The organism is Methanobrevibacter sp., assembly GCF_050872065.1.
Taxonomy (GTDB): Archaea; Methanobacteriota; Methanobacteria; order Methanobacteriales; family Methanobacteriaceae; genus Methanocatella.
On record NZ_JBNMGD010000082.1, the window covers coordinates 1 to 2661 of the forward strand.

The window sequence follows — 2661 nt, forward strand, 5'->3', positions numbered from 1 at the left end:
TAATTATATAAATAATAATCGCTGTCAGTAAGTCTCTTTTCTATTAACTTATTTGCAAGATTAGTAATAAGTCAATTTTGAGAGCAAAAAAGAGCCTTATTGAATAATGATAATAAAATATTACTTTATCATTATATATAAATGTTTTACTTTTTAGAGTAAAAATAGTAATTTTACTATTTATTTTTCAAAATAAACTCATCAACCAATTTATCAAATTCATCTTCTGTTAACTTTTCATTAGCTGAAGCATCTAAAATTTTCTGAATTTCTTCTTCAGGAACTTCATCGCCCATGATAGATAACAGTAATTCTTTTAAATCATCATCAGCAATATAAGGTTCATTACTTGAATTTACTTTGCCATCTTCATCCAAAACATAATATGAAACTTCATAATCCATTAATTACACCTAACTAATCTTCTTCTGGAAATTCATAATATACAATGCCATAAGGATCATCATCGAAATACCATTCATTAGGTTCTAATATAAAATCACTAATGAAATCACCGTTTAACTCATCAGCACCTTCAACTTCAATTAAAATATTGACATCATCACTTAACTGCTCAAGATCTATGCTCAATTCATCTAAATCAATTACTAACTCGCCTTCATCAATGCCTTCAGGAATAACAATTACAATCTCATCTGCTGAATTAACATTTATTTTCGGATTATCCATGACATCATCTCCATAAGTATAAATATTATATTTATTTAGTAATATTTAAAATTTAATAGATAGTAACCTTAAAAGTTACTATCCATTTCAAAGTCAACAAGTGGAATATCAAATATGTTTTTACATCTAAGAGAACATATACACAGATTTTCAATAAACATTGTGAAATACAAACATATTGAATTACAATTAATCTTAATTTTAACATTTGAATTTTCTAAAGTCTGTTTTGAAACATTCAACACACTAGATGCATTACATATGTATACTGAATTTGGACAGTTATTCTTGTTGATTCCAAGAAATACTCCATCCGAAATATCAAAGTCAACACAAAAACCAATTTCACCATCAATTTTCCCAACAAAAGTGTCATTTACCTCATCATAGCTTGAAATCAATCTTTTTTTCATTATATCAGACCTCACAAATATATTATTGATTAAAAGATATAAAATACCTCTAAGAGCATTTGAAAAGTAAATTAAAGCATTATTAACATGAATAATCCCATTTTAAGTAAATAAATCCAACATAATTTTGAAAAATTGTACTAGAAAAGTATTATTAATAAGCTACATCAAATTTTAAAATAGGTGTCATAATTGGTTAATGAGACAAAAGAACAATTAGAACTTGAAGAAGAAATCAAGGCCCAAGCTAAAATATTTCTAGAATATCTTAATTCAACCCTTCCAGAGAGTATGGAGCTTGAATACGAAGGATTTTATAGAAGGGGATTTTTTGTAAGTAAAAAAAGATATGCTGTAATTGAAAATGGAGAAATTATAGCTAAAGGATTAGAATTAGTTAGAAGAGACTGGGCACCCATTGTTAAGAAAACTCAAGAAGCCGTTTTAATGGCTATTTTAAAAGAAGGAGATGCTGATAAAGCAATTAATGAAGTTAAAAAAGTTCTAAAGAAAATTAGAAAAGGTGAAGTTGATAAAAAAGAAATGATTATCCACACACAAATCACTAAACCTCTTGATAAATACAAGCAAGTTGGACCTCATGTGATAGCTGCAAGGAAAATTGAAGAACATGGAGTTAAAGTGTCTAATGGAACCATTATTCAGTATATAATTGTTAAAGGAAAAGGTTCAATTAGTCAACGTGCAGTTCCTTATGAGTATAGTGAAGGTTATGAATATGACAAGAATTATTACATTAATAATCAACTAATCCCTGCCATTGAGAGAATTATGTATTCTTTTGGATATACAAAAAGTGACTTAGAGGATATGGCAAAGGGCGAAATCCAACAAAGTTTAGATGCATTCTTCTAAAAAAATTTAAATAATCCTAAAATTATAATAAAAATCATATGAATAATAATGATAATGATCGAGTAGTTTTTTTTGATATAGATGGAACATTACTCGACACTTCAAATTTTGCTGAAACCGCAAGAAAAGCAGCTATCGGATTAATGGTAGATAATGGATTGCCTTTAGATAAAGATGAAGCATATGGTCTTTTAAAAACAATTATTCGTGAAAAAGGATCTAACTACTCTAGGCACTTTAACATATTGACCCAAGTTGTTTTAGGACATGAAGACCCAATGCTTATAGCACTAGGAATGGTTACCTACCACAACGTTAAAATGGCACTTTTAAGACCTTTTGCAGAAACCATCGACACATTAATCTATCTTAAAAGTAGAGGATATCGCCTAGCAGTTATTTCAAATGGTATTTCAATCAAACAATGGGAGAAACTTGTTAGACTTAATGTTTATTCCTTTTTCGATGCAGTAATTACCTCTGAAGAAGTAGGCAAAGATAAACCAGATGAATTAATATATAATGTTGCACTTAGAAAAATGAAAGGAAATCCTGAAAAATCTGTCATGATTGGTAATAAATTAAAAGAAGATGGATTAGGCGCAGTCAATGTAGGAATGAGTTCTATTCTTGTAAATGCTGAAGTTACAGAAGAAGATAGAAAATTTATAAAAGAAAATAA

General features: G+C 28.3%; 5 protein-coding genes. 2 read left to right on the forward strand and 3 right to left on the reverse strand.

Translation table 11 applies throughout. From position 1 onward, the window contains the following. Positions 1 to 176: 176 nt before the first annotated feature. The 3 genes from ACR0P1_RS07715 to ACR0P1_RS07725 all read right to left on the reverse strand — a co-directional run bounded on the left by ACR0P1_RS07715 (position 177) and on the right by ACR0P1_RS07725 (position 1103). Positions 177 to 404 carry a hypothetical protein gene (locus ACR0P1_RS07715; RefSeq protein ID WP_432645826.1) on the reverse strand — a complete coding sequence of 76 codons (228 nt, stop codon included), beginning with the start codon at positions 402 to 404 and terminating at the stop codon, positions 177 to 179. Between the two features lie 13 nt (positions 405 to 417). Beyond that, positions 418 to 690, reverse strand: coding sequence for a hypothetical protein (locus ACR0P1_RS07720; protein WP_432645827.1), 273 nt, complete (start codon positions 688 to 690; stop codon positions 418 to 420). Positions 691 to 758: 68 nt separating this feature from the next. Then, entirely contained in the window at positions 759 to 1103 is a 345-nt protein-coding gene (locus ACR0P1_RS07725; RefSeq protein WP_432645828.1) for a hypothetical protein, read from the reverse strand. A gap of 192 nt (positions 1104 to 1295) precedes the next feature. Here ACR0P1_RS07725 and ACR0P1_RS07730 point away from each other — a divergent pair, with 192 nt between their 5' ends. Both ACR0P1_RS07730 and ACR0P1_RS07735 read left to right on the forward strand, forming a co-directional pair. After that, positions 1296 to 1979 (forward strand): DNA polymerase domain-containing protein, encoded by a 684-nt coding sequence (locus ACR0P1_RS07730; protein WP_432645829.1) that lies wholly within the window; start codon positions 1296 to 1298, stop codon positions 1977 to 1979. Positions 1980 to 2017: 38 nt separating this feature from the next. Then, positions 2018 to 2661 (forward strand): TIGR02253 family HAD-type hydrolase (locus ACR0P1_RS07735; protein ID WP_432645830.1); only part of this gene is annotated, 644 nt, incomplete at its 3' end.